This window comes from Shewanella sp. SR44-4, assembly GCF_014163715.1.
Classification (GTDB): domain Bacteria; phylum Pseudomonadota; class Gammaproteobacteria; order Enterobacterales; family Shewanellaceae; genus Shewanella.
This window is the reverse complement of sequence record NZ_JACJDU010000001.1, coordinates 183,377-206,658: the sequence shown is the minus strand read 5'-3', so window position 1 is coordinate 206,658 and position 23,282 is coordinate 183,377. Positions and strand designations below refer to the sequence as shown.

General features: G+C 41.3%; 20 protein-coding genes. 12 read left to right on the top strand and 8 right to left on the bottom strand.

Annotated features, from left to right (window positions below):
- The first annotated feature begins 197 nt into the window (after nucleotides 1–197).
- From def to pepN, 4 genes are all read left to right on the top strand, one after another.
- Nucleotides 198–710: a peptide deformylase gene (gene def / locus H5125_RS00925; RefSeq protein ID WP_101085298.1), complete on the top strand. Its 513-nt coding sequence runs from the start codon at nucleotides 198–200 to the stop codon at nucleotides 708–710.
- A complete protein-coding gene (locus H5125_RS00920) occupies nucleotides 704–2,074 on the top strand; it encodes a COG3014 family protein (RefSeq protein WP_101085297.1) in 1,371 nt (456 codons plus the stop codon). Before def ends, H5125_RS00920 begins: the two co-directional genes overlap by 7 nt.
- 49 nt (nucleotides 2,075–2,123) lie before the next feature.
- The gene (gene lpoB / locus H5125_RS00915; RefSeq protein ID WP_174839654.1) at nucleotides 2,124–2,717 is read left to right on the top strand and encodes a penicillin-binding protein activator LpoB; all 594 of its coding nucleotides are present in this window, start codon (nucleotides 2,124–2,126) and stop codon (nucleotides 2,715–2,717) included.
- Nucleotides 2,718–2,793: 76 nt separating this feature from the next.
- On the top strand, nucleotides 2,794–5,457 hold the full coding sequence (gene pepN / locus H5125_RS00910) for an aminopeptidase N (RefSeq protein ID WP_101085296.1): 2,664 nt from the start codon (nucleotides 2,794–2,796) through the stop codon (nucleotides 5,455–5,457).
- 159 nt (nucleotides 5,458–5,616) lie between these two features.
- Here the strand turns inward: pepN and H5125_RS00905 are convergent, their stop codons facing one another.
- Nucleotides 5,617–6,750: an endonuclease/exonuclease/phosphatase family protein gene (locus H5125_RS00905; RefSeq protein ID WP_101085295.1), complete on the bottom strand. Its 1,134-nt coding sequence runs from the start codon at nucleotides 6,748–6,750 to the stop codon at nucleotides 5,617–5,619.
- A 351-nt stretch (nucleotides 6,751–7,101) separates the two neighbouring features.
- Between H5125_RS00905 and H5125_RS00900 the strand changes: the two genes are divergently transcribed.
- The 3 genes from H5125_RS00900 to H5125_RS00890 are packed head-to-tail and all read left to right on the top strand — an operon-like array spanning nucleotide 7,102 to nucleotide 8,604.
- The gene (locus tag H5125_RS00900) at nucleotides 7,102–7,713 is read left to right on the top strand and encodes a CIA30 family protein (RefSeq protein WP_182743203.1); all 612 of its coding nucleotides are present in this window, start codon (nucleotides 7,102–7,104) and stop codon (nucleotides 7,711–7,713) included.
- A 25-nt stretch (nucleotides 7,714–7,738) separates the two neighbouring features.
- Nucleotides 7,739–8,344: an HAD family hydrolase gene (locus H5125_RS00895; protein WP_182743201.1), complete on the top strand. Its 606-nt coding sequence runs from the start codon at nucleotides 7,739–7,741 to the stop codon at nucleotides 8,342–8,344.
- Between the two features lie 38 nt (nucleotides 8,345–8,382).
- Nucleotides 8,383–8,604: a TIGR02450 family Trp-rich protein gene (locus tag H5125_RS00890; RefSeq protein WP_101085293.1), complete on the top strand. Its 222-nt coding sequence runs from the start codon at nucleotides 8,383–8,385 to the stop codon at nucleotides 8,602–8,604.
- A 258-nt stretch (nucleotides 8,605–8,862) separates the two neighbouring features.
- On the opposite strand, the gene H5125_RS00885 is transcribed toward H5125_RS00890, so the two are convergent.
- From H5125_RS00885 to slyA, 4 genes are all read right to left on the bottom strand, one after another.
- Nucleotides 8,863–9,750, bottom strand: coding sequence for a tetratricopeptide repeat protein (locus tag H5125_RS00885; protein WP_182743199.1), 888 nt, complete (start codon nucleotides 9,748–9,750; stop codon nucleotides 8,863–8,865).
- Between the two features lie 250 nt (nucleotides 9,751–10,000).
- Nucleotides 10,001–11,026: a DUF2955 domain-containing protein gene (locus tag H5125_RS00880; protein WP_182743197.1), complete on the bottom strand. Its 1,026-nt coding sequence runs from the start codon at nucleotides 11,024–11,026 to the stop codon at nucleotides 10,001–10,003.
- A 120-nt stretch (nucleotides 11,027–11,146) separates the two neighbouring features.
- Nucleotides 11,147–12,205 (bottom strand): HlyD family secretion protein, encoded by a 1,059-nt coding sequence (locus H5125_RS00875; RefSeq protein ID WP_162023847.1) that lies wholly within the window; start codon nucleotides 12,203–12,205, stop codon nucleotides 11,147–11,149.
- 8 nt (nucleotides 12,206–12,213) lie between these two features.
- Nucleotides 12,214–12,699: a transcriptional regulator SlyA gene (gene slyA, locus H5125_RS00870; protein WP_101085289.1), complete on the bottom strand. Its 486-nt coding sequence runs from the start codon at nucleotides 12,697–12,699 to the stop codon at nucleotides 12,214–12,216.
- A gap of 427 nt (nucleotides 12,700–13,126) precedes the next feature.
- Here slyA and H5125_RS00865 point away from each other — a divergent pair, with 427 nt between their 5' ends.
- The 3 genes from H5125_RS00865 to H5125_RS00855 all read left to right on the top strand — a co-directional run bounded on the left by H5125_RS00865 (nucleotide 13,127) and on the right by H5125_RS00855 (nucleotide 18,196).
- Complete coding sequence (locus tag H5125_RS00865; RefSeq protein ID WP_182743195.1) at nucleotides 13,127–15,415, top strand: nitric-oxide reductase large subunit; 2,289 nt, start codon at nucleotides 13,127–13,129, stop codon at nucleotides 15,413–15,415.
- A gap of 142 nt (nucleotides 15,416–15,557) precedes the next feature.
- Nucleotides 15,558–17,114: a nitric oxide reductase transcriptional regulator NorR gene (norR, locus tag H5125_RS00860; protein ID WP_182743193.1), complete on the top strand. Its 1,557-nt coding sequence runs from the start codon at nucleotides 15,558–15,560 to the stop codon at nucleotides 17,112–17,114.
- Between the two features lie 167 nt (nucleotides 17,115–17,281).
- Nucleotides 17,282–18,196 carry a L,D-transpeptidase family protein gene (locus tag H5125_RS00855; RefSeq protein ID WP_162024395.1) on the top strand — a complete coding sequence of 305 codons (915 nt, stop codon included), beginning with the start codon at nucleotides 17,282–17,284 and terminating at the stop codon, nucleotides 18,194–18,196.
- A gap of 142 nt (nucleotides 18,197–18,338) precedes the next feature.
- Here the strand turns inward: H5125_RS00855 and H5125_RS00850 are convergent, their stop codons facing one another.
- Nucleotides 18,339–19,136, bottom strand: a complete 798-nt coding sequence (locus tag H5125_RS00850; RefSeq protein ID WP_182743191.1) for a polymer-forming cytoskeletal protein — start codon at nucleotides 19,134–19,136, stop codon at nucleotides 18,339–18,341.
- A 176-nt stretch (nucleotides 19,137–19,312) separates the two neighbouring features.
- On the opposite strand from H5125_RS00850, the gene zapE reads away from it, so the two are divergent.
- The gene (zapE, locus tag H5125_RS00845) at nucleotides 19,313–20,512 is read left to right on the top strand and encodes a cell division protein ZapE (RefSeq protein WP_182743189.1); all 1,200 of its coding nucleotides are present in this window, start codon (nucleotides 19,313–19,315) and stop codon (nucleotides 20,510–20,512) included.
- A 53-nt stretch (nucleotides 20,513–20,565) separates the two neighbouring features.
- Here zapE and H5125_RS00840 read toward each other — a convergent pair whose 3' ends face one another.
- Entirely contained in the window at nucleotides 20,566–20,850 is a 285-nt protein-coding gene (locus H5125_RS00840) for a DUF3081 domain-containing protein (protein WP_101085284.1), read from the bottom strand.
- A gap of 250 nt (nucleotides 20,851–21,100) precedes the next feature.
- Here H5125_RS00840 and H5125_RS00835 point away from each other — a divergent pair, with 250 nt between their 5' ends.
- Complete coding sequence (locus H5125_RS00835) at nucleotides 21,101–22,054, top strand: sodium-dependent bicarbonate transport family permease (RefSeq protein ID WP_101085283.1); 954 nt, start codon at nucleotides 21,101–21,103, stop codon at nucleotides 22,052–22,054.
- A gap of 222 nt (nucleotides 22,055–22,276) precedes the next feature.
- Here H5125_RS00835 and H5125_RS00830 read toward each other — a convergent pair whose 3' ends face one another.
- Entirely contained in the window at nucleotides 22,277–23,260 is a 984-nt protein-coding gene (locus tag H5125_RS00830; protein ID WP_182743187.1) for a sensor domain-containing diguanylate cyclase, read from the bottom strand.
- Between the last annotated feature and the right edge of the window lie 22 nt (nucleotides 23,261–23,282).

Genomic DNA, 23,282 nt, shown 5'->3' with positions numbered 1-23,282 from the left:
GACTGCTATCATAGTCAGCTTATAGTCAGCTGATATTCAGCAAATATGATATAGACTGTATTGAAATCGAGTGAATGGTCAGTACCATAGAATGAGACTATGCAAGTAATAACCTTGCTTACTCATAACAATTTAAACCATAAATAAGATTAACCTAGGTCGTCATCTAACGCGAATAACAAGGACAGCCGTCACCTATGCAGCTAAAGCCACTACTCAGCATTGCTACCACAGGCGAACAGATACTGACTCAAATTGCTGAGCCAGTGACGGTGTTTGACGACGCATTACATACCTTAGCTGATAACATGCTCAGCACTATGCTGAATGCAAATGGCGTCGGTATTGCGGCAACGCAAGTGTTCAGCAACGTAGCAATGTTTATCATGGCGTCAAATCCTAACGAACGTTATCCCCATGCGCCATCAATGCCTCCAACGGTAGTCATAAACCCACAGATTCTATCGGCATCTGCCGCAACAGAAACAGATGTAGAAGGTTGCTTATCCATTCCAGGTCAGCGGCTATCTATTGCACGACACAGCGAAATAGAAGTTCAGTATCAGTCGCTTGATGGCCAGTTACATCAACAAACATTAACGGGATTTGTTGCGCGTATTTTTCAACATGAATATGACCACCTGCAGGGTATTACTTTACTTGAACGGGTCAACCTCATGACACCTCAGATACTGGTGCCACAATGTTAAGAACATTCTGTATTGGGTTGAGTCTCATTATTGGCCTATCCGGTTGTGCCTTTAATAGTGTATTTGTTAACTATCCATCGCAAATAGCGCCATACAAGCAACAACTCAATAGCGATTCACCAACAGCAAAAATCACTGATTTGGCCGACAATATTAGCGGCAATGATGGCTTACTTTACGCCCAAGAGTCTGGGCGTATTATGCAAATTGCGGGTGACTTTAGCGGCAGTAAAACCTATTACCAACAAGCCATTGACGATTATCAAGTTTTTGATGATAAAGCCATCGTGAGTGCCAGTAAATTAGGTGCAGGGGCGAGCAGTCTTTTACTCAACGATAATGCCATTCCTTATCGAGGTCCGGGTTATGAGCGTATTATGTTGCATCAATATCAGGCACTTAATTATTTATTTAGTGGCGACGCTCAAGGGGCATTAGTAGAAGTTCGCCGCAGTAATGAATTGCAAAGTATGGAACAAGCACGCTATCAGAAATCACAAAAATCAGTGCAAGACATGGCCAATGGCACCATTGACGCGCAAGTAGCCCAATTAAGCAAAGAAGCGGGCAATGTCACCAGCTCGTTTCTAAACGCTTACAGCTATTACACTACTGGCTTGTTGCACGAACTTGCTAACGAGCCTAATGATGCGTTTATTGATTATCGCAAAGCAGCACAAATTACCCCAGACAATGTGTATTTACAGCAAGATTTAGTTCGTTTAGCTAAACAACTGGGGATGCCTCAATACGACGAATTTAAACGTCGCTGGGGAGAGGCGGTAATGCCTACACCCGACCAAGGCCAAGTTGTGTTTATTATTGAACGTGATTTTGTACCAGAAAAACAGAGTATTACGGTACCTTTTCCACTTAACGGTAATATCCAATCCGCGTCATTAGCGACCTATCAACCACAACGTCAGTTAGTCAATAACAGCCAAATCCAAGGGTTAGACGCGCCACTCACAGCACAAACTATTGCTAACATTGATGCGTTAGCCATTAATGCCTTAAAAGAAGATTTACCCGCTGCGTTGTTTCGACAAGCCGCAAGAGTTTATGCTAAATACCAAATGAATCGCAGTGTACAAAACAGTAGTCAACGAGCCAATAATCAAGTTGATGCTGCTGCGATGGTAATGCAAATATTTAATGTTATCACCGAGCAAGCCGACCGTAGAAGTTGGTTAACCCTGCCACGTCAGGCTCAAATTGCTCGACAATTTATCGATGCCGGCAGCTATAATGTTCGCTTAAATAGCAGCCAAAATGTAAATATTGACGTAAAACCAAACCGTACAACATTAATTTGGGCAATAGAGACTGGAAATCGTACCCGTTTTTATTCGATAATCATCTGATAGACGATAATTGCTTATCAACTGTCACTCATCACCAATGGAATTTACTATGAAAAATTTGAAACTGATATTTGTATTAGCTGCAGTAATGGGGCTGAGCGCCTGTCAATCTAAAGTAGAGTATGGTGACGCGACGGAAGTCGAAACCGTTAACGAAAACTTCGGTTCAACTGATCTGCAAGTCATCGCAGCAAAAATGGTCGACAGCATGATGGCATTCCCACCTGTTGTAGTAATGACACAGAGCAACCGCCCGATTGTATTTGTGGATAAAATTAAAAATAAAACTTCTGAACATATCGATACAGAATCAGTGACCGACACCATTAGCAATAAACTATTACGCTCTGGTAAGTTCCGTTTTATTGATATGACTAAGGTTGATACTGTACGCAAACAACTTGATTATCAAAACAATGCTGGCATGGTAGACCCATCTACGGCAATTAAATTTGGCCGTCAAATTGGCGCGCAATATATGCTTTATGGCAACTTATCAAGCATCGTTAAACAAGATGGCAGCACCAAAGATGTTTACTACAAAATGACCATGCGGTTAATGGATCTTGAAACGGGCTTAATTGAATGGTCAGATGAAAAAGAAATCCGTAAAATGAAATCAAAGTCTTTTTTAGGCTTATAAATCACTACTCATAGCACTAAAGCCGACATTGTTGTCGGCTTTTTCATACATCAAATAAAAAGTTAGGAACACTAACGTGAAATTGTTATCCACTGAATTGTTTAGTCCTCGGGTCATCAAAACCAGTCTCATCGCATTATGTTGTGCTAGCCTTGTCAGCTGCAGCAGCTCACTTTCAACATCATCCTTGCAACGGGATGGCTCTGCCTACATAAGCCAAGTACAAGCACAAGCAAGATCCAACGTGGTATCAAATGCACAATATGAGCTAACTTTCTTTTTAAGTGAGCACAGCCAATTCAGTGCAAAATCGATTGTTCACTTTGACTTAAGCAGCGTGCCAAAATCACTGACGCTTGATCTTAACAAAGCCAATATTAAGCAATTTATTGTTAACGGAACCAAGGTATATCCTAATTACAATGGCGCTTATATTGTGTTAAATCAAAGTCTATTAGTTGATGGTCACAACACTGTAGAGGTTGAATTTACTCGAGAACACAGTACCAATGGCGAAGGCTTACATCGTTTTGTCGACCCAGTAGACAGTAAAGTTTATTTGTATTCACATTTTGAACCTGCAGCCGCCCAGCAAATGTTTGCAGTATTTGATCAACCGGATCTTAAAGCCAGTTATCAGATTAACGTCCATGCACCCAAAGATTGGCAAGTGATCAGTGCCATGCGTGAAACCAATGTGGTTGACCAAGGCGATACTAACTTATGGACCTTCCCTGCTACCCCAAAATTAAGCCCATATAACTTTTCTATGCACGCAGGTCCGTACCATGTTTGGGAAGATAATTCAGGCCGTTATCCGATGCGTTTATTTTCGCGTCAGTCTGTGGCCAACCAAGTTACCCCTCAAGATTGGTTCACTTATACCAAGCAAGGTTTAGACTTTTTTGATAGCTACTTTGGTATTGCTTATCCGTTTAAAAAATACGACCAAGTATTAGTGCCTGACTTTCTTTATGGCGCAATGGAAAATGCAGGAGCGATCACTTTTTCTGAAGACCGTTTCTTATTTAATGCCAAGATGACTGCCGAACAAAAAGAACGTTTAGCAGGCGTTATCATGCACGAAATGGCGCACCAATGGTTTGGCGACTTAGTCACCATGAAGTGGTGGAATGGCTTATGGTTAAATGAAAGCTTTGCCTCATTTATGGGCACCCTTGCTACCAGTGAAGCCACTGAATTTAGTCATGCATGGCGCACTTTTTATGCCTCTGGTAAACAAGCTGCTTACCATCAAGACAGTTTAGTCACGACTCACCCAATTGAAGTGCCCGTGGCCACCAGCCAAAATGCCTTTGATAATATCGACGCCATTACTTATCAAAAAGGCGCATCGACCATCAAGCAATTACGTCATTTACTCGGTGAAGAAACCTTCCGCCGTGGAGTGAGCCAATATTTACAACAATACAGTTATCAAAATGCTGAGCTTAATGACTTTATCAACAGTCTAGCCAAGGCCAGTGGTCGTGATTTGTCTTTGTGGACCAAAGAATGGTTGTACGCGGCGGGTGTAAATACCATCAAAGCTCAGTACACTTGTCAGCGAGGTCAAATTGACTCGTTTGGGTTAGTGCAAACATCTGATGATGAACAACATCCAACGCTACGTGAACAACGAGTACAACTAGGGTTGTTCAATAAAACTCGATATGGCATAGAAAAACAACAAGTGGTTGCGGTGACATACAAAGGCGCTTATACCGAAGTTGATCAGTTAATTGGCGAGGTTTGTCCTGATTTAGTGTATCCAAACTACGATGACTGGGGATTTGTGAAAGTAACGCTAGACTCTAGCTCATTTAACACCGCCAAACAGTCTTTAGGTCAAGTAACCGATCCGCTATTACGCTCTATGTTGTGGCAAAGCATGTGGGACAGTGTGATTGATGGTAATACATCATTGGATCAGTTTTTAAATATCGCGTTAATTAATGCGCCACTCGAAAAAGACTACACCATTCTAGGTCAAGTACTTGGTAATCTGCAGCGTGCTAAGAACTATCTTGATTTAATGGCGCCAGCTAATGCGGCTTACAACAGTAAAATATCTAAGGCACTTAGCCAAATGAGCCTGCGGATGAGTATGGAAAGCTACCGTAATAGTGATTTTCAACGCCGTTGGTTCGATGCTTATATTAGTTTATCTAGCCATGGCGATGCGTTAAAGCATATCCAATCATTACTGCAAAGTAAGAGCCATATTAAAGGGTTAAGCATAGATCAAGATTTACGCTGGGCGATGATCCGCCAATTAAACCGTTATGATTACGGTGATGCTCAGGCGCTACTCGCCCAAGAAAAACACCTTGATCAATCTGACTCTGGTGAAAAAGCCGCGATTGCAGCCGAGGTTATCCGCCCACAGTCATCGCTTAAGCGTCAGTGGTTAAATACTATTGAAAACAATGACAGCATGGCGTTCTCAAAAATTCGCGTCGCAATGTACAATATTTATCCGGCTGAACAAAAACTGTTAAGTGCCGCAACGGCAGAACAACGCTTTGCCAACTTGCCGCTAATGGACGATAAAGGTCCGGTATTTATGCGCAGTTTTGCGGCGCAATTAATTCCGACCGATTGTAGTGCAACAAACATAGATGCTATTAGCCACGTTTTAGATACACAAACGGGTTTATCACCATTGGTGAGACGCGCCCTACTCGAAACCCGTCAACAAGAACAACGCTGCGTAAAAATCAAACAAACATTACAGTAAGCTTACCCATTACAACGGTAAATCAATTACGTTAAATCTAAAAAAGCGCTGATATTTATCAGCGCTTTTTATTATCTTGACCAAATGGAGCCGACACTTAGCAAGTTATGTGGCGATCACTTTCAATAGTCCATCTATAAACATCATCATTGCCACTCACTAAGTGCGCACGCAAAAGCTCATCATCACTGGTGCATGATCGGTACTGTCGCTGTCGCGTTCATAGTCAGGCCGAACTAGATGACGATCAAACGTTTTATAATCAATTATATGAGCGAGGTTTTGCTGCTGAGTCGGATTAAACTCACTTGAGACTAATATGTAATCAAGTACTGAGCCACTGTTGCCATAGTAATGTGTCGGCTGCCTAGCAGGATGCGGTTGCTCATCCACTAGTGAGCTTGACTCAAATTCATCCAGGGCCAATGTTGCGTTACACTTAGTCGCGGCGATAAACAGCTCATAGCTGTCAAACAAACTGCTTTGCTGTAACTCTGCCATTAATGAGGTTTCACCTAGTTTAGCCAGCCCAGGGTCTTCAATATCACTGCGATACACTCGTAATTGATTATTAAATGCCGCTAAGAGTTCACTGCCCATGGTGTCATTAAAGTCACCCATCAGCATAAAGGGCTGCTGAGTTTGCTGTCGTCTCATCAGCATTTGATGGCACAATAGAGCTGATTCACTGCCGCGCTGTAAACTGGATGCCCAACGCCCAAGCACTTGCCGTGCAACAAAATCAGCACCGCCATGTAAGCCACTTTCACTGATATCGTCACGACTCACGCCACTGCGTTTAGACTTAAGGTGAATGACATAACAATCACATGGACCAAATACTGGTAACTGTATCGTAGCCCGTAACGGTTTACGGCTAAAACTAAATGACTCCGCTAAACCTAACTGGCTAACCCATTGCGGATCTGGGCTGACATTAGCTGAATCAATAATAGGATACTTTGATGCTATCGCGACCACAGGGCTGCGGTACACATAATCACTTACTACCTCGGGTAAATCTAGCGCCACAAAATATTCATAACCCAACGACTCAGTCAACTTAGCTAAGGCATCAGGACTAAACACTTCCTGAAAAGCAATAATGTCAGGTTGATTGTGGTTAATAAACTCACCTAACCATGCACATTTTTTTTGCCATTGCTTATCACTATAGATGTTTTCAAAGTCGTAGTAGGCGTGAGGCGGTTCAATAAAGTTAAATAAATTAATGCTTACGACACTAAATGTAAGCTCGGGTGATGGAGCGGTTGATACATCGTTTACGTCCAAAATATTTTGCTCTCTGTAAAACTTATATTAAGGGTACTGACAACATTGTTATTTGTCGAATTTAACTCCCCTCAACCAGGAATAATGCAACATAAACAAAAAAACCTAAAAAAACCTAAAAAAACTGAACCTACATTCACAAATACGCGTAATGCATAATAGTTAGACGTTAAGTGATATCTGATTGACTATCCCCCGATACAGCTGATCCGATAAAGTAACACCCGATGTTCTAAGACAATCATCCTCCGTAAGACCCTTTATGGCTTATCCCTCACCCTGATAAGCCATTTTTTTACGGCATTGTTTCTATAGCACATGTGCTTATCGAACTAAAATGAATAGGAGTATATGATGGGATCACTCAATGCAAATAATCGGCATGTCTGCCAAATAATACAAATAGGCATTGCTACTGCCGTTGGGGTTTTATTATTAATTGGCCAACCCGTCTGGAGTGCCAGTGAGGACAACATGCTATTTCACTTTACTGACCCAAGCCACTTCACAGCGTGGAACATCAATAATGACACTGTGATGGGCGGTATTTCGCAAAGCCAAATTAAGCTTAATGAGCAACAAGCGTTATTATTCTCTGGACAGGTTTCCTTGGCAAATAATGGCGGATTTGCATCGACAGAATCCAGCTTTATCCATCAAATTGCCGATGCATCATTACTCACTATCACGGCCAAAGGTGACGGAAAAATATATCAAATCCGCCTAAAAACACCGAATTTATCTTATGGTGAAGCCTATGTGGCTAACGTTAATACTCAAGCTGATACACTCACTCAACATACTTTTACCCCGGCAGATTTTACTGTCAGCTTTAGAGGGCGAGCGGTCACGAATGCCCCTACATTAAACTTTGAAGATATTGATCGTGTTGGTTTTCTCGTGGCACAAAAACAACAAGGTCCATTTATAATTGAGTTACACTCAATACAGTTTGACCGATAAATATGTTAATACATAAGGGTATTCATTGAATTTACCAATACACATAAAAGGCATTATTTTTGATTTAGACGGCACCTTAGTTGAGTCCAGTTTAGATTTTGACTTAATTCGCCAACAAATTGGTTGCCCTAATGGCGTAGACCTTCTTAAATACGTCGACGAGTTAAGTTGCAAAGCCACTCAAGCCAACGCAAACAAAATTATTCTTGAGCATGAATATCAAGATGCTATGAGTGCCAAACCAATCAAAGGCATGACCGAACTGATTAACGCTATTGAAGCGGCCAAATTACCCACAGCCATAGTGACTCGTAATAGCCTTGCAGCCAGTGCCATGAAGGTAACACAAAATAATATCGCCATAGACCATGTGTTAACCCGAGAGCACTTCCCTGCAAAGCCGGCACCCGATGCGTTACTGGCCATTGCAACACAATGGCAAATACATCCACAGCATATTATCTATGTTGGTGATTACTTATACGATATTCAAGCAGCTAATAACGCGGGAATGATAGCCTGTTTAATTAATCATGGCATCGAACGCGATTATCAACATTTAGCCGATATTGTTATCGAAGAGTTGAGTCAACTCCAGCAATTAGTAATCAATAACTCACCGAGCGATTAACGCCAGTACTAACGTTAATAATAAATAAGAACTACCACATGAATATGAATCAAATTCACCCTAAAAAATTACTGAATAGTAAATGGACTAAAGTTAACGTGGTTCAAAAGTTGAAGCATTTTACAGTGACTAAGGTTGAGTATGACGAGCAACAAAACGTGGTTGAATGTCTTATCCGTGCAGAAATGAATGCAGAAGAATTCTCTATTAATTGGCGCGTTCTTAAGGATCCGCAACAGTGGAAAATTGGTTGGCAATAATCTACTGCAAAACACATTTATTATGCCGTTTGATAATAAAAAAAGTGACTCTTGTTTAAATACAATGAGTCACTTTTTTATACTAGCATTAGCATAACCTTAGCTAACGAGTTTCAAGATAATAAACGGTTATCAAACTGCTTGTTGATCTGTTTACTATTGCATTGACTACAACAACTGACTATAGCTTCGTTATTAGCCTTGCAACAAAAATAACCAGTTTGTCATTGAAACCCATTATTCTATTTAACTCGGCTATTATTTTATGATAAATATTGAACCTTCGAGCCTAAATTGAAGGGTTTCTAAACCCCAATCAGATAACATGACGTCCTGGATTCGTTGGCCATCACCTTCACTACTACATCCCCACATTTTTGCACATGTTTGTCCCGCTATATTGGATCCAGTGCCTTTTGAAGTGTCAGGGATCATGTGGTTCAATTGGGTAATATGCGAGCCAAACATGTCTTCAAATGTATCCATTTGTACGTCAATGGTTTCCATTTCACCTTGAGGAAAATTGATCGCTGCAGTCTGCTGGTTTGAAACAGTTTTCTCAGAGATTAACGTGACAACATCTTTTGAAATTAAAGCGTAAAGTTTGCTCAGCGGTAAATCTTTAGTTGATTCATGTAAGTAAAGTATTTGCCCATAATTTCTGGCTGCAAAATTATTTTCTTCATAAGCTATAGCAAGGTATTGATCTGCAAGTGCCAAATCTTGTTCTACCATGCCACCACCTAAATACATTTTACCCAATAAATACGATGACTGAGAGTGGCCCATCTTTGATGCGAACTGTAAAAACTCAACACCTTCGTCGACATCTTTCAGAGGAGTATCTTGTAAATACAAGACACCCGCTTTATATTTTGCATCCAGTACACCATATTTACCTGCACGTCGGTACCATTTTAACGCCATGTCTAAATCTTTATTGGTGCCATAACCGGTGTAATAGAATTCAGCTAACATGGCCATTGCTGAGGAGTGGCCTCGTTTCGTTAAAATGCGATAGGCTTTAAAGTATTCAATACATTCAGACGTGTTGCACTCAGGCAATTGGTTTGCTTGGCTTTTAAATGGAGCGAAAGCGAGAAAGCTTAATATTAAGCTCAAAATAATAGTATTTTTTTTCATCATGTTAAGTCCTTTTATATACAATTCATTACTATTAGCATTTATATAACAAATGTATATAGTAACTATGTCTATAAAAATTAACCGTACGTTATATCTAATATTATCAATCGATTACCTAATTATTCTTCAAAAGTAATCTAATACTCTAACAATAGCCACTTCCCTATTGCGATTGAAATCAATCCACAACTGACGAATATTAGTAAACTCATATGCTCCAATGAGATTTATTTACCGCACACACCAATGTTCAACCAAATCGAGTAGCTTCAAATCGATTCAATACCCGATGCACCACATAACACAGTAATAATGTTGCCACGATAGCGACTAATATGCTGCTTATTCGGTACAAAGCACTAAAAACTAAGTCATTATCTGGGGTTAAGTATTGACCGAATAATATCCCTAAGGTAGTCATAGCACCGAATCCCACTCCAGAGCCACTCGCTTCTCTCACGTGTACTTGGCTAAACAACATTAAGCCTATCCACAATAGTGGTATCACAAAAATCAATAATCCAGACCAATCATAGAGTAACCCTTGTCCCACCAAGCCGAAAGTCACGCCAAACAAGGTACCGATAGCTCGTTTGCGGGCATAACCGAGCGCACCATTCCAATGCATTGGGAATAACAATAACAAGGTGGTGGCTTGAGCAGACATAGAATCACGTAAGTTAAATACCTGAAAAACCACAAATGATGCAGTTGCAATAGATGCACCGAGTAACGCTTCGTGTCGCATGCGGTTAGGCACTTTAACCACGGCAGCAACTGGCGCTCTTGGTTCAACATCGGGCCATAAAGCCGTCATAGCATAAGCGATTACAACAGAGGCCGCTGTCGCCCAAAAATTACTGAAAATGAGATTATTAATATCGACACTCGGATAACTGGCAAAGTGCAGCATAATACTTAAGCTGATAACCCCGTTAGCGCCAAATAAAAACAAACTACCGCGTGACATTGCCGCAAAACGATACAAAAATAGCACAAACACGATGGGTAATATCACCCCAGCGTGAGAGCCAAATAAGCCCCCTAAAATACCTACTTCAATCCCAGACATTACAGATGATGCCAATAATTGCCTCATCGCATGTGCATTCATCACAGGGACTAAACCCAGTAACAACATTGGAGTGACGGTAAAAAATACACCATAACTGAGGTCGAAAAATTTACAGATCGCAAATCCTAGCGTGGCGCCTGTTGCTATGCGTAAACATTGGCGTAAATCGTTTGTAGTCAAAGGACTATGGCGTAATAACATATGAACAACCTACGACATTGATACAAGATACTGCACGCAAATAAATTAACCTGCAGCATTGCCTTGAGTGTGAATGGGTGTAATGAGTATTAACAATCAATATTGGGCTTAACTGCGGCGTTAATAGATATAATGCAGCGTGCTGATAACCTTAATTTGAACCTTGGCTAGAAAGCCAAGTAAACCGCTATTAGGTACTAATTGCACCGTTGCACGTGCTCCAGCGGGTAATGCATTAACGCCTTGGTGGTCAAGTTCAAGGTGTAAACGTAAGCGTTGAGCATCACGTACCCAACGTACTGATTCTTGCGGATCAGCTAAACGGCCATTGGCATCAAATTGCCCGGCACTCACACCGGCATCTACGGTACTCACTTTGGCATGATATAAACGTCCAGGTTGACCATCAAATGCAACAAGCGCAGTTGATTGTGGCTCAATACCGCGTAAACTTTTTTCTCTAAAATCAGCAATAATATCGACGTTTTCTGACACTACAGCTAATAGCGGCTGTCCAACAGTGGCAAAGCTGCCGACTTCTAACTGTAAGTTAGTCACCACGCCATTTTGGTCTGCGCGAATTTGAGTGTATGACAGGTTTAATTCTGCTTGAGCTAAACGATTTTGAGCTTGACGGACTTTTAAATTATCTTCGCCATTGCGTCCACGACTTACCACTAGCTTAGTTAAGCGAGCTTTAGCGGCAAGTAAATTGGCCTGCGCCGTGACGGCCTCACTTTGAGCTTGATCAGTTAACTGCTGCGATACACCTCGGGAGGCATACAGAGCATCAAGGCGTTTTGCTTCACTATTTCTCTGCTGTGCACTACTTTGATTTGCCTGAACATCTGCTTTGGCTGCTAGTATCGATGCATCAAGTTCAGCGTTATCTTGTTTTGCTTGCTCTAACGCCAATGTAGCTTGCTCAGCCGCTAACTCGTAAGGGGCTGAGTCGATGCTAAATAACACATCACCTTTAGCCACAAGTTGGTTATTTTCGACGGCAATAGATGCAATTTTACCACTGACTTGTGGCGTCACTTTAGTGACCATTCGTGTGGCCATGGCTTGCGGCGTCATAGGCATTACTGCATCGGCAAACATAAAGTAACCAAACACCATTACAAACATAAAAATAGCGATTTTAACGAGTCGAGCAAATTGTTGATCTGGGGTCATGTTATTTCTCATTCAGGAATTTTGTTGTCTTGTTCAGTGTTCTTATGCAGCGCAGCAAGAGCATTATCACTAATAAGACTAATGACACGTTCAAATTCACTTAATTCTTGGCTGCTAATACCTGCAAGTAAATCTCGACGAACCAACATAATGCGGCTTTCCATCTGCTTAAGCATGTCGATGCCTTCAGGAGTTAAGCTGACTATTCGTGCTCGCTTATCGTTCTCGCAGCAGCGGCGCTGTATATATCCTTGCTGTTCTAACTGGCTCAAAGTGCGCATTAAAGAGGGCAATTCTATCTCTAAAGCATCGGCAAGCACCTTTTGGCTGACGTTATCGCCCAAGCGCAGTAACTTCCACAGCGCAGTCCAGCGAGGGTGAGTTAACCCTAATGGTACGAGCTCCGCGTCTGCAGCGGTGCGCCATAAACGATGTAATCGCCCTAAGTGCTCAGCAAGTGAAAGTTCTTTTAATCGCTCTAATTCTTTATACATAATAAATTGCCATTTAGTTAGCGTGCTAAGCATTATAACAACTTAGCATGCTAAGTAAATGACTGATGTTAATTAATCCATAAAACTTCTATAGCGTTGAAACTAATTTATTGATAACTGTGACTAAAAATGACTAGCGTTGATTACACGAACAATAAAGATTAGGCCTTTAGTCACATGACATTACGCGGAAAAGAGAATATGAGTGTTATTTAGACAAAGATGATCAGTATCACCAAAACAAAGTGTCACTTTGACATCAGCAGTCTTTTTGACACCAATAAAAAGATGTCATTTTAACAGTAACCTAACGACAGGTAAAAATAAAAAACATTAATAACAGTAGCTTAATAACAATAAAAAGTTGGCACGACTTGTGTAATGCTCTGGTCATCTGTATCAAAATGACTTTGCGCTAAGAGGACTTATGAGCAAAAATAAACTCACCGGCATTGCACTGCTAATCGTGCTAGTGGCTTCCTTCACGGTATTACTCAGTTTAGGCAGCGGCATATATCGAGAAAAACCGCCGATTCCAACGGCTTTCACTGACACCAGTGGCCAACCCATATTTACCAAAAATGATATTGAGCAAGGTCAACTTGTATGGCGTTCAATGGGCGGGCATCAGTTAGGATCAATTTGGGGCCATGGTTCTTATGTGGCACCAGATTGGACTGCAGATTGGTTACATCGTGAAGCACAAGCTTGGTTGTCTATCACCGCAAACGAGCGCTATAACCGCGATTTCACTGAACTCGATTCAGAACAGCAAGCCGGTTTAGAAAAAGGCTTAAGAGATGATATTCGCCATAACACAGTGATCAAAGGTACTGGGGATGAAACTCACGTCGCGCTGTCAAATACGCGAATTGCGGCAATTAATGAAGTGACTAAGCACTATTTATCGTTATTTGGTGATGATCCTGCATTAAGTTCATTACGTGAACAATATGCCATGAAAGAAGGCACTATCACTGATGCTGAACATCGTGAATTGTTAAATGCCTTCCTCTTTTGGGGAGCGTGGGCTGCGGTAACTGAGCGCCCTGGTTATGATTATACTTACACCAATAACTGGCCATACGATCCACAAATTGGCAACGTCCCCACTTCAGACAACATTGTTTGGTCAGTACTAAGCTTAGTGACATTGCTTCTTGGTATTGGCATGCTGGCTTGGCATCACGCCACCTGCAAAGAGGAACCATTGCCAGAACCAGCCAAAGGTGATCCATTATTTTTTACTAAACCTACGCCATCTCAAAAAGCTGTCGGAAAGTATTTTGTTACTGCAATTGGACTGTTTTTACTGCAAATATTAGTTGGCGGAATTACTGCGCATTACGCAGTTGAAGGCCAAGAGTTTTATGGTTTCCCAATATCTGAAATTCTGCCTTATTCTGTTACCCGTACTTGGCATACTCAACTCGCAGTATTTTGGATTGCGACAGCATGGTTAGGCACAGGGCTATATATTGCCCCTGCACTATCAGGATACGAACCTAAGTATCAACGCTTAGGGGTAAACGTACTTTGGGTCGCGTTAGTCGTTATCGTATTGGGCTCTATGGCTGGTGAATGGATTGGCGTACAACAATACTTTGACCTAGACATGAACTATTTATTCGGACATCAAGGATATGAGTACATTGATTTAGGACGCGTATGGCAAATATTATTGTTTGTGGGCTTATTAATTTGGACCGTGTTAATCACTGCAGCTATGCGTCCTGCATTAAAAGTTAACAGCGACATACTGCCGGCAATTTGGATTCTATACGCCTCTTGTGTCGCCATCGGCTTGTTTTATGGTGCAGGCCTGTTTATGGGCAAACACTCAAACCTTGCCATCGCAGAATATTGGCGCTGGTGGGTGGTGCACTTATGGGTAGAAGGCTTCTTTGAAACATTTGCAACAGCCGTTATCGCATTAATGCTCGTTCGCTTAGGCCTTATCCGTGCACGCAGTGCCAACGGTGCGGTATTATTCACAACCGTGGTGTTTTTAACTGGCGGCTTAATCGGCACTTTACATCATTTATACTTTACCGGTACTCAAACTTCAGTCATTGCTTGGGGAGCCATATTCTCGGCACTTGAAGTGGTGCCGTTAGCATTAATTGGTTTTGAAGCAGTGGGAACCTATCGTTTACGTAAAGCGAGCCCTTGGATGGAACGTTATCACTGGGTCATTATGTTCTTTGTGGCAACCTCATTTTGGAACTTAATTGGTGCAGGTGTATTAGGTTTCTTAATTAACCCACCAATATCGCTTTATTTTATCCAAGGTTTAAATACTACTGCGACACATTCTCATGGTGCATTTATGGGCGTGTACGGTATGTTAGGCATAGGGCTAATGCTATTCTGTTTACGCGGATTAACAGGCGATATGCAATGGAACCAAAAATACCTTAAAGGGGCATTCTGGACATTAAATATCGGCTTAGCAGCAATGCTGTTTATGTCATTATTGCCTGTCGGAATTGTGCAGTTCTTTGCGGTCATTGACCACGGCTATTGGTATGCTCGTTCACCTGCGGTGATCCACAGCGATTTAGTGGAAAGCCTTGTATGGACACGAATGTTCGGTGACATTATCTTCAGTATTGGTGGATTATTGATGGCGGCGTTCTTATTTGACATCATCAAGAAAGCCATTGCTAGCAAAGGCGTTAAAGCGAAACAAGCTAGTCCATTAACGATTAACTAAGTATGCATTAATAAACACGCTTTGATAACCATCATCAGGGGCCTTTGTGGCCCCTTTAGTTTCAACAATTTGGGCTTTACCCTTGTTGTTATATTCACACTTGTCATAATGACACTTATTATGTTCCTTTCTGGAGTTTAGCATGGCATTGAGACAAGCTGACTTAACCCGTATCGCACTTGATATCACGTCCAATTTATCTAAACGTGATCGATTCTCTCGTTTATTAACCACAGTAAGAGAAACCCTCGATTGTGATGCTGCTGCACTGTTATCGTTCCAAGGGCATCAATTCAAGCCATTAGCGATTGATGGACTGAGTGCAGATGTATTAGGACGGCGCTTTATTTTAAGTGAGCATCCGCGACTTGAAACCATTGCCCGAGCGGGTGATATTGTCCGTTTCCCTTCCAATAGCGAATTACCCGACCCTTACGATGGCTTAATCCCCAATGTAGATGGTGACTTAAAAGTGCATGCCTGCATCGGTTTACCATTATTCGCTAACGAGCAACTCATTGGCGCATTAACTATTGATGCATTAGATCCCAATAAGTTTGATCAATTCAGTAATAATGAACTGCGCAGCTTTAGCGCAATTGCAGCGGCTTCATTAAACAACGCATTGCTGATTGATAAACTTGAAAAACAAGCGTCAACGTTTACCATCCCCCATACCCAACCCTCTAGGCTATTAGACACAGAAACAGAAACCGAAATAATTGGTCAGGCCGATAATCTATTATCGCTGCTTAATGAAGTGAATGTGGTGGCAGAAACTGAACTCAACGTGTTGATTTTAGGAGAAACGGGTACCGGTAAAGAATTGATAGCCAAGCAGATCCATCAACAATCTGCACGAGCCAATAAACCACTGGAGTATTTAAACTGTGCTGCACTTGCTGAATCCGTTGCCGAAAGCGAACTCTTTGGTCATGTAAAAGGCGCGTTTACTGGCGCTATTAGCCATCGTAGCGGCAAATTTCAAGTAGCCGATAAAGGCACATTATTTTTAGATGAAATTGGTGAACTACCTCTTAACTTACAAGCAAAACTTCTGCGAGTACTGCAATTTGGCGACGTACAAAAGGTCGGTGATGATCGTAGCTTAAAAGTCGATGTTCGTATTATTGCCGCAACCAATAAAGACCTAAAAAGCGAAGTATTCGCCGGACGATTTAGAGCAGATTTATACCATCGTTTAAGCGTGTTCCCGGTTATGGTTCCACCACTAAGAGAACGTCAACAAGATATCCATTTATTAGCGGGCTACTTTATCGAGCGCTATAGACAGCAATTACACTTGGCCCATTTAAGATTAGAGCCTTCATCATTGCAATTACTGGAGCAATATGACTGGCCTGGCAACATACGTGAACTTGAGCATTCCATTCATCGAGCCGCTGTTTTAGCTAAATCACAAAGCCAAAAAGATGGTTTATGCATCATTAACAACAGCCATTTTGAATTTGCACAGTCATCGCCTGTTGCTATCCATTCAAACAAAAACCTGACGCTTAAACAGTCGGCAACATCTTTACCACAAACAAGCTTACGAGATGCAACAGATCAGTTTCAAAATCAATTTATCCAGCAAATATATACTCAGCAAGGGAGTAATTGGGCTGCAACCGCACGCCAATTGCAAATAGATTCAGGTAACTTACACAGGCTGGCTAAACGCTTAGGATTAAAATAAAAAAAGTAAAAAATTTCAGTTGAAATATTAGCCGTAATAAGTAACGATGCGCCCTAACCATCTGTACAAATGACCTGTACTAATTATTTGTACTAAATAGTCAAACTTGGCAAAATATTGTAGTCTGACTAATATAACGTCTGTTTTGGAATGATATAACCCTTATGATAAATTCGTTACGTTCTACTTTAATTGCAGCGACTGCCATTGTATTAAGTTTTTCGAGTGCTGCTGTTGAATATCGTCTACCGGCTGAAGGCAGTAATTTAGTAGGTGAAAATCAATATTATGTTGTTCCTGAGGGGAAACTAACCTTAGAGCAAATTGCTTCACAATTTCAGCTAGGGTTGACTAATTTATTAGAAGCTAATCCAGGTGTTGACCCATTCTTACCTAAACCGGGTAGCACATTACTGATCCCGCATCAGCTGATTCTACCTAACGCTAAAAGAGAAGGTGTGGTCATTAACTCTGCCGAGATGCGTTTGTATTATTATCCGAAGGGTAAAAATACCGTCGAAGTATTGCCTATTGGTATTGGTCAAATTGGTAAAGATACCCCTGAAAATTGGGTAACAACAGTACAACGTAAACGCGCTAATCCAACTTGGACACCTACGGTTAATATTCGTAAATCATACGCGGCTAAAGGGATAACATTACCGGCTGTATGGCCAGCAGGCGCTGACAACCCAATGGGTTTATTCGCCCTTTATGTCGGTAACTTGTATGCGGTTCACGGTACTAACGCCACGTTTGGTATTGGTTTACGGGTAAGTTCTGGCTGTGTTCGTTTACGCGATGAAGACATTGAACATTTATATAATAGCGTACCAGTTGGCACACGTGTTGAGTTTATTAACCAACCGATTAAAGCCACTGAAGAACCTGATGGTAACCGCTATTTAGAAGTTCATGAGCCACTGTCACGAACTCAAGCTGAATTTGATTCGTTAGAACCAGTAGCACTATCATTCGATAAAGCCATGACTCGCTTTGTTGCTCACCCAGACACTGACTCATTTACATTAAAACGATTACTTGAGCAACGTACTGGAATGCCAACTCGGATTAATCCATAAGCATTAATCCATAAGACATAAAATGTTTGGATTTCTGCAAACATAACAAAATGGCTTTGTTAATTCAGTAAACACTGTGATTAACAAAGCCATTTTTTATATCAGCTTGATAGTTACTCCCAACTCAGGATAAGAAATGAAGTTACTTATCAGGTGTACTTATCGTCGACCCATTCTGATCAACATTATCACTGTCACTCACATTCTGACTATCACCCAGCGCTTCACTGGTTTGTGCTAATGCATGTAAATCTTCCATCGCCACATTAATGTCACTTTGACCGGCATTAATTAACTCTTCGGTTTGCTCGGCAAATGAAGTCTGTTGATCCATTTCTTGTAGAAGCGCGGCAGCATTTTCTTCTGTTATATTTAATGCTGATTGTGGGTATTGCTGAGCATTTGCTTGATTACTATCAGCTGACGGTGCTTGACCGCGATTTAGCATGGAGCTAATTGTCGGTTGCATAACCATAGCGGTAATAATCACGATTGCGGCGACAGCAACCAAACTAAGCTTACCCATAGAAATTGGCGTTTTCTTATCCGGCATTGAAGGAGTTTGATTGAGTTCGGAAAAACGTTCGTTATCAACCTGGGGTAACCCAGACGATTCAGGCCCTTTAGTGCGCATGCCGATAAATTGACCGCCATCATAAATTTCCATTTGATGGCTGGATACTTCACCCTCGACAATACCCGAACTGACAATTATGAGTTTATTACAATGTAACTTGCCTTTGAATAAGCCAGACACTCGCAGCTCTTGACAAAAAACCTCACCTTCAACCACACCACTAGGTTCTATTTTTATTTGATCGGTTGAACTGATTTTACCCTTAGTTTGGCCCGCGATTATTGCTGGACCTTGAATATGCATATCACCTTCCAACGCCATATCGACACCAATATAGGTCATGCCCTTATTTTTATTATTCATTTTGGGTCCTTGTTAGGATTATTACTCTTGGTTATTATTCTTAGTTATTACTCTGGGTTAATCGTCTTTGTTGATAGATTGTTATTTTTATCACAAGAGCTTAAAGGAAATACACTTCATAATAAAGTAAGTCGTTAATGGTATAATACCCAGATCAACAATTTACCCTAAGTGCTATGTCGCCATTACAAGCTTACCAACAACGTCTTCAGCAAAATATTGTTGATGATCCTGCACAGCAGCAAGCAATACTCGCGCTTGATTTGCTTTATCAACAATGCCTCTGTGTTAATACAAATAGCCGAGGCTTATATTTATGGGGCGATGTGGGCCGAGGAAAAACCTTTTTGATGGACATGTTCTATCAAAGCTTGTGTGACCAGATTCAGTGCGATCAGATTCAGTGCGATCAGATTCAGTGCAACCAGAGCATGTATAGCTCACAACATAAAACGGATAAAACCGCATTACGCCTGCACTTTCACCGTTTTATGGCCATGGTCCACCAGCAATTAAATCAAACTTCGGGGATACGTGATCCATTAACTCACATAGGCAAGCAGATTGCGGAGAAATATTCTGTTATTTGTTTTGATGAGTTTTTTGTCGCTGATATCGGTGATGCCATTTTACTCGGTCGATTATTTGAAACATTATTTCAGTCAGGCGTCATCTTAGTTGCAACCTCAAATGTACCAATAATCGACTTGTATAAAAATGGTTTACAACGCGATCGTTTTTTACCCACAATCGATCTGCTCCTACAATATACCCAATCGATCCACTTAGACGGTCAAATCGATCATCGCTTACATTCTAGCGCCGTAACGCCTACAACATCAGCCCGCTGGTTAACATTGCCGTCGGCAATAACGCCTCAAGCGGTGTTTACACTTTTGTGTCAACAATACCCACAAGCTAATGTCAGCATAATAAATACACCTGACTCAATCGATATTTGTCAGCGCACTATTGCCATTGAGGCTCAATATGGACAACTTGCTTGGTTTGAATTTTCAGCTTTGTGCCAAGGCCCACGTTCGGCATTGGATTACATTGAATTAGCTAGCCGATTTAGCCATATATTGCTCAGTAATGTGCCTACATTAGGCGGTGAAGTACGTAGTTGGATTAAAGCTCGCGGCACCGAAGATGGCGCATTAGCTACCACCACAGGCGAACGACAACTGGCGTATGCCTGTGAAGACGATCCGACTCGACGCTTTATTAGTTTAGTGGACGAATTGTACGATCAAAAAGTGATGTTAATCCTCAATAGCGACTGCAACTTAGAAGATTTATATATCGACGGGGCATTACAATTTGAATTTAGACGCACTTATAGCCGCCTGATTGAAATGCAACAATGGGTGTAAATAAGCCTGCAGCACTGAAATGAACCGCTTAACAGGCGAGTCTATGCAGTAGATTATGAAGCTTGATAGTTTTCAACATCATTAAAACGAAGTAAAAAGTTGTCAAGAGCATCATTGGTCGGGTAATCGAACTGATATTTATTGTGAAAAAATACTGTCAAGCTAACCTGAGCATCGGCTAAAGTAATGGTATAACCATCATGATCCGTTTGCGCACTGATTCCACACAACCAATAATCATGACCATTATGACCGTCTTCAAGCGCCCGCTTCTCACCATATTGCGTGACTTTGTTAAACACTTTCAACGCGCGGTGAATATCAATTTCATTTTTCATATCATGCTCTGCTATTAATGTTTTGCATTATCATTTAAGCATACTATACGCCATTTGCACTTAATAGATCAGCGAAGAAAAACATGATAGATCAACAAAGAACAACATGATAAACCCGCAAAGTACAACACGACTGATCAGCCTTAAATGGATAAGTTTACTATAGCAGTATTTTTTCGCTGAAAAGATTTCCCTTTGTTAACACAACAAGGCAGAATCGCGATACTTTATAACAGACAGAACCTATACCATGCCTGATATTGTGATTGCCTTTTTTGCCCTCGGTTTGCTTGCCGGGTTGATAAAGTCTGATTTAAAAGTCCCTAAAGCAACCTACGAAACCCTATCTATCTTACTTATGCTTACGCTAGGACTAAAAGGTGGCATGGCACTGCATGGAGAAACTGCCAATTTAGCGATCACCGAATTACTGTCTGTTATTGCACTTGGATTCATAATCCCACTTAGCCTTTATCCTCTACTGCGAAAATTAATTCAATTACCGCAAAAAGAAGCCATAAGTATTGCTGCTCATTACGGCTCTGTGAGTGCGGGAACATTTGCCGTGGTGATGACCATGGTCGATCAATCTCAGTGGCCTTTACGACCTGAAACAACGTTGTATCTAGTGCTACTCGAATTGCCTGCAATTATTATCATGCTTTGGCTACACCGCTACTTACAAGCAAAAGTAGCAGGCGATAGCCAACACTCTTCGGCAGGCAGCGTATTACATGAAGCGCTGACAAGCCGCGGAGTCGTATTACTCTGTGGAGGGGTGATCATAGGCTGGATATATGGCACTAGTGGCATGGCACCACTTACACCAATGTTATTGGGTGGTTTTAAAACGTTATTAGCACTGTTCTTATTAGAAATGGGGATTAGTACCGCCAAAGTATGCTTCCCTATTCCTTACAAACAATGGCGTTTATTGGTATTTGCTGCGGTAATTCCATTTATTTTAGCTTGGGCGGGTATCGGCTTAGGCGTGTTACTTGATTTACCTTCTGGCAGCATATTAGTACTTGCAGGCTTAAGTGCAAGTGCGTCTTATATTGCTGCGCCGGCCGCAATTAAGGCAGCAATACCAGACGCTAATATTGGTTTAGCGATGTTGGCATCACTCGGAATAACGTTCCCAATAAACGTATTAATTGGTTTACCTATCTATAAAATGTGGATAGAACAGATACTAAGCTGAGCATTGATACACTCATAACCGTGCTGGTAAATCGATGTTAACGGCTGTTGTTAACGGCTCTTGTCTACAATGGTTGTTAGCGTTGATTTAATCCGTGACGGATGTGCAAATGAATAATGGTTGCGCCAAGTGTATTATCTGCAGCAGCTTAGCGTTCTTATCGCTTATCGAGTAATTTTCATATGAATGATAAGCAAACCAATATCATCAGCCGAATCATCGCTATTTCACATCAATTTGAGTTCTCTGGTGATGTATTGCTTTATCGACAAACATGGCTTTATCGACCTTAACCAAATAATCATTTAACGATAATGACTGCCTAGCTTGTCGATGCGCCACGCCCTTACTGTACTTTAATTGGTATGGTTTACCACTGTGCAAATTATGTTGATTAACGCACTGTTGAAAACGTTGTAATACATTATTAACACTAATTTCATCGCTTTGGCTCAGCATTACCACAAATTCATCACCAGCAAAGCGGGCAATAATATCCGATTCGCGGAAGCTGTCGATCAATAAGCCAGCAAAAGTCCTCAAGGCAGTATCACCTTCTTCATGGCCAAAATTGTCGTTAATTGCTTTAAAATAATCTAAATCAAAGAAAATTAAGCACGTTGCAAAATCAAGCCTATCACCATAAGCAAGCGTCTTATTAGCGAGTAATTCAAAGCCACGACGATTAGAAATACCGGTTAGCGCATCTAAGGTATTTTGCTGAATCGACAGCAGTTCTTCTGCGACAATTTTGCCAAGGTCTTCCAAGGCATCTTCATCATCTTTAGAGAAAGATCTCGGCTTGTCATCGATAATACACAAGGTACCTACCCTCACACCATTAGGCATAGTCAACGGATAGCCGGCATAAAATCGAATCTTAGGTGCCGCCAATACAAGCGGATTGTCGGCAAAACGTTCATCTTTTAGTGTGTCTGGCACAACTAAAACATGTTGTTGATTAATAGTATGACCACAAAATGAAATATCACGCCGGGTTTCGCATACATCCAACCCCTGCACAGACTTGAACCATTGGCGATCGGAGTCGATTAAACTCACCACACTAATTGACACTGAAAACAATCGCTTAGCCAACCGAGTGATACGATCAAAACGTTCTTCAGCGATCGTATCGAGCACGTTCAGCCCTCGAAGCGTTTCGAGTCGAGTGTATTCATTGTCAGGTATCGGTGCCAGCAGCATTAAACAACCTATTCAATCAAAA